Annotated in this window: 4 protein-coding genes; 1 reads left to right on the forward strand and 3 read right to left on the reverse strand. The window is 72.3% G+C overall.

What is annotated here, in order from left to right:
- Window positions 1-36: 36 nt before the first annotated feature.
- Genes ACFXGX_RS43040 through ACFXGX_RS43050 form a run of 3 tightly spaced genes read right to left on the reverse strand, consistent with a single transcriptional unit; the run spans window position 37 to window position 3,225 of the window.
- Window positions 37-1,170, reverse strand: coding sequence for an Mrp/NBP35 family ATP-binding protein (locus ACFXGX_RS43040; RefSeq protein ID WP_384803902.1), 1,134 nt, complete (start codon window positions 1,168-1,170; stop codon window positions 37-39).
- A gap of 44 nt (window positions 1,171-1,214) precedes the next feature.
- Window positions 1,215-1,811 (reverse strand): DUF1003 domain-containing protein, encoded by a 597-nt coding sequence (locus ACFXGX_RS43045; protein WP_384803905.1) that lies wholly within the window; start codon window positions 1,809-1,811, stop codon window positions 1,215-1,217.
- A complete protein-coding gene (locus tag ACFXGX_RS43050; protein ID WP_384803908.1) occupies window positions 1,795-3,225 on the reverse strand; it encodes a magnesium transporter MgtE N-terminal domain-containing protein in 1,431 nt (476 codons plus the stop codon). The genes ACFXGX_RS43045 and ACFXGX_RS43050 overlap by 17 nt, the downstream gene beginning before the upstream one ends.
- A gap of 187 nt (window positions 3,226-3,412) precedes the next feature.
- Here ACFXGX_RS43050 and ACFXGX_RS43055 point away from each other — a divergent pair, with 187 nt between their 5' ends.
- The gene (locus ACFXGX_RS43055) at window positions 3,413-4,171 is read left to right on the forward strand and encodes a hypothetical protein (RefSeq protein ID WP_384803911.1); all 759 of its coding nucleotides are present in this window, start codon (window positions 3,413-3,415) and stop codon (window positions 4,169-4,171) included.
- Window positions 4,172-4,405: the final 234 nt, after the last annotated feature.

Here is a 4,405-nt window from a genome sequence, read left to right on the forward strand (position 1 = left end):
ACCTTCGTACGAGAAGCCCCGAGAAGCCCGGGAACCCTAGAACTTGTTGCGCGGGGTGATGCCCAGCGACATGCCCGACAGGCCGCGCTGGCGGCCGCCCAGCTTGCCCGCGATGGCGCGCAGCGCCGAGCCGGCGGGGGAGTCGGGGTCGGTCAGGACGACCGGCTTGCCCTCGTCGCCGCCCTCGCGCAGACGGACGTCGATCGGAATGGAGCCGAGGACCGGGACGGTCGCTCCGGTGGTGCGGGTCAGGCCGTCGGCGACCGACTGGCCGCCGCCGGTGCCGAACACGTCGACCATCTCGTCGCAGTGCGGGCAGGGCAGCCCCGACATGTTCTCGACCACGCCCACGATCTTCTGGTGGGTCTGCACGGCGATGGAACCGGCGCGCTCGGCCACCTCGGCCGCCGCCTGCTGCGGGGTCGTCACGACCAGGATCTCGGCGTTCGGGACGAGCTGGGCGACGGAGATCGCGATGTCGCCGGTGCCCGGCGGGAGGTCCAGGAGCAGGACGTCCAGGTCGCCCCAGTACACGTCCGCCAGGAACTGCTGGAGCGCGCGGTGGAGCATCGGGCCACGCCAGACCACCGGTGCGTTGCCCGGGGTGAACATCCCGATGGAGATGACCTTCACGCCGTGCGCGGACGGCGGCATGATCATGTTCTCGACCTGGGTCGGCTTGCCGTCCGCGCCGAGCATGCGCGGCACCGAGTGGCCGTAGATGTCGGCGTCCACGACACCGACCTTGAGGCCGTCGGCGGCCATCGCGGCCGCCAGGTTCACGGTGACCGAGGACTTGCCGACACCGCCCTTGCCGGACGCGACGGCGTAGACACGGGTGAGCGAGCCGGGCTTGGCGAAGGGCACCTCGCGCTCGGCGGTGCCGCCCTTCAGCGCGGTCGCCAGCTCGCGGCGCTGCTCGTCGCTCATCACGTCGAGTTCGACGTCGACACGCGTGACGCCCTCGACCCGCGAGACCGCCTCCGTCACCCGCTGGGTGATCGTTTCGCGCATCGGGCAGCCGGAGACCGTGAGGTACACCGCGACCGCGACCACGCCATCCGCACCGATCTCCACGGACTTGACCATCCCCAGTTCGGTGATGGGTCGGTTGATCTCGGGGTCGTTCACCGTCGCCAGTGCTTCACGCACCGCGTCTTCCGTAGCCATAGGGACGATGGTACGGCGCGACCCATGTGCCCCGGAAAGCCCTGTCACCGGTCGTCTACGTCACGTCCCCGCGACCGATCCGCCGGGAATACGACCCGGCCGTCCCCGTGGCCGTCGGGATGGCGGTCCTCCAGCTCCCTGACCAGGTCCTGGAGTTCGTTGCGGATCCAGTCGCGGGTGGCGACCTCGCCCAGGCCCATCCGCAGCGCGGCGATCTCGCGGGTGAGGTACTCGGTGTCGGCGATGGACCGCTCGTTCTGTTTGCGGTCCTGTTCGAGGTTGACCCGGTCGCGGTCGTCCTGCCGGTTCTGCGCGAGCAGGATCAGCGGGGCGGCGTAGGAGGCCTGGAGCGACAGCATCAGGGTCAGGAAGATGAACGGGTAGTTGTCGAAGCGCAGGTCGCCCGGCGCGAAGACGTTCCAGACCACCCACATGATGATGACGATCGTCATCCAGACGAGGAACCGCCCGGTGCCCAGGAAGCGGGCGATGCGTTCCGAGAACCGTCCGAAGGCCTCCGGGTCCCACTCGGGCAGCAGTCTGCGCCGCGGTGGCTTCGGCTGGTCGAGCCGGGTGCGCGGCCGGGGGGCCGCCGTCGCCCCCGTGGCGGCCCGCTCACGGGCCTCACGGTCGGGCGCCATGGCGTCCCTCTCCGCCCAGCGGGCCTTCCGGCTCCGCGGGGCCGCGGCCCTCGTCGGGGACGCCCTCACGGCCGCTCCCGTCGCTCCCGTCGGTCCTGTCCGTCCCGCTCCCGTCGCCGTCGTCGTCCCGCTCGTCGTGCATGCTCTCGTGCACGCCCTCGTCGAGGTGGAACTCCGTCTCCCGCCAGTCCTCGGGCAGCATGTGGTCCAGTACGTCGTCCACGGTCACCGCGCCGAGCAGCGAGCCGCTCTCGTCGACGACGGGGGCCGCGACCATGTCGTACGTCGCGAAGAACCCGGCGACCACCGGCAGCTCGTCCTCCGGGGCCAGCGGGTGGAGGTCGTCGTCGACGAGCGAGCCGACCAGGGTGGGCGGCGGATCGCGCAGCAGCCGCTGGAAGTGCACCGCCCCCAGGTACTTGCCCGTCGGCGTCTCGTCCGGCGGACGGCACACGTACACCTGGGCGGCGAGCGCGGGGGAGAGGTCGGGGTTGCGGACCCGGGCGAGGGCGTCGGCGACGGTCGCGTCGGGCCGCAGCACGATGGGCTCGGTGGTCATGAGGCCGCCCGCCGTCCGTTCCGCGTAGGCCATCAGCCGCCGGACGTCCGCCGCCTCGCCGGGCCGCATCAGCGTCAGCAGCCGCTCCACGTCCTCGGTGGGCAGCTCGGCCAGCAGGTCGGCCGCGTCGTCGGGGTCCATCGCCTCCAGGACGTCCGCCGCGCGCTCCTCCTTGAGCTTGCCGAGGATCTCGATCTGGTCGTCCTCGGGCAGCTCCTCCAGGACGTCGGCGAGGCGGTCGTCGTCGAGCGCGGCGGCCACCTCGCCGCGCCGCTTGGGCGACAGGTGGTGCAGCACGTTCGCGAGGTCGGCGGGCCGGAGCTGCTCGAAGGTGGCCAGCAGGCTCTCCGCGCCCTGTCCGTGCTCCTCCAGCGAGAAGCCGGTGACGGAGGACCAGTCGACCGTCATCGTCTCGCCCTTGGAGCGCCGGAAGGCGCCGGCGCGGCCCTTGCGGACGAAGACCCGGCCGATCTCCCACTCCCTGCGGGCCGGGAGCTGCTGGATCGACACGTCCAGGACCGTCACCTCCTCGCCCGTCTCGACGAGGGTCACGAGCCGGTCGAGCAGCTCGCCGAAGACGAGCCGTTCGGTGGGCCGCTGCTCGAAGCGGCGCACGTTCAGGACGCCGGTCGTGATGACCTGGCCGGACTCGATGCCGGTCACCCGGGTCATGGGCAGGAAGATGCGGCGGCGCGTGGACAGTTCGACGACGAGGCCGAGCATGCGCGGCGGCCGGCGTCCGACGCGGAGCATGGCGACGAGGTCCCGCACACGGCCCACCTGGTCGCCGTTCGGGTCGAAGACGGCGACGCCGGACAGGTGCGAGACGAAGATCCGGGGGGCGGCTGCGGCCATGCCCGGGCCTCCTTCGCTTCGATGCGTTCTGTGCCGGTCTGTCCGCTCGGGTGGGCTTCAGGCTAGCCCGTCCCGGTCGGGTACGCCCTGGTGGGCGGTCCGGACGGACTGCCTCCGCCGGGCGGGTGCCGCACCGGTACGCTGCCGTACGCCGTTTGAGGACCGCGCACGAGAGGCAGCCCCACCTGTGACCGCAATTCCCCAGGGCCGTTCCAGCAGAGCCCTGACGGTGGCCGCGATGTGCGCACTGGCCGTGACAGCGACGGGTCTGACGGGGTGCGGCAGCGAGGACCCGGACTCGGGCACGAACGGGGTCGGCAAGCTGTCCGCCGCCGCCATCCAGGCGAAGGCGAAGTCGGCGGCCGAGAAGGCGTCGACCGTGCGGCTCTCCGGGACCGTCGTCTCGGGCGGCACCACGTACACCCTCGACATGCGCCTCAAGTCCGACGGCGGCACCGGTTCGGTCACCTCCAAGGGGGCCGGTTTCCGGCTGCTGCGGGTCGGCAAGCACCTCTTCCTCAAGGCGGACGCCGAGTTCTGGGCCCACGAGGACGGCGAGAGCGACGGCAAGCCGACGGACACCGCGGCGGCCGGCAAGCTGGAGGGCATGTACGTGAAGGTGCCGACCGGCGACCCCGTGTACAAACGCTTCAGCGGCTTCACCGACAAGGACGTCCTGCTCGACGGGCTGCTCGGTCTGCACGGCACCCTCGCCAAGGACGGACACCACGAGCAGGAGGGCGTCCGCACGATCCGCATCTCCGGCGACAAGGGCGCGGGCGGCACCCTGGACGTCTCCCTCACGGGCACCCCGTACCCGGTCCTGCTCGGGCGCGCGGGCAACGCCGGCACCCTCCGGCTGACCGACTGGGGCAAGGACTTCCCGCTCGCGGAACCGCCGAAGAAGGACACGGTCGACTACGGGCAGCAGCTCCCCTCGTCGTGACCCGGCCCGGCCCGGCCCGGCCCGGCCCGGCCCGGCCCGGCCCGGCCCGGCCCGCGAGCCGGGCGGGGCCACCCCTGTCCGGCCCGTGTGTCGGGCACTCTCACCCGGTCCGCGGCAGCCGGCCCCCGGGCGACGGGCCCGGACAGGCCCTAGGTCGTGTCCGCAAAGTCTCGCCTGCCCGGCGACGCCTGGCACGCTCCCCCAAGCTCTTCGAGCAGGGGGGACCCCCACTCG

It is taken from the genome of Streptomyces sp. NPDC059371 (assembly GCF_042751995.1).
GTDB lineage: Bacteria > Actinomycetota > Actinomycetes > Streptomycetales > Streptomycetaceae > Streptomyces.

Coding starts and splice junctions, on each gene's coding strand:
- ACFXGX_RS43040 (WP_384803902.1), bottom strand. CDS start 1,170: ATGGCTACGGAAGACGCGGTGCGTGAAGCACTGGCGACGGTGAACGAC.
- ACFXGX_RS43045 (WP_384803905.1), bottom strand. CDS start 1,811: ATGGCGCCCGACCGTGAGGCCCGTGAGCGGGCCGCCACGGGGGCGACG.
- ACFXGX_RS43050 (WP_384803908.1), bottom strand. CDS start 3,225: ATGGCCGCAGCCGCCCCCCGGATCTTCGTCTCGCACCTGTCCGGCGTC.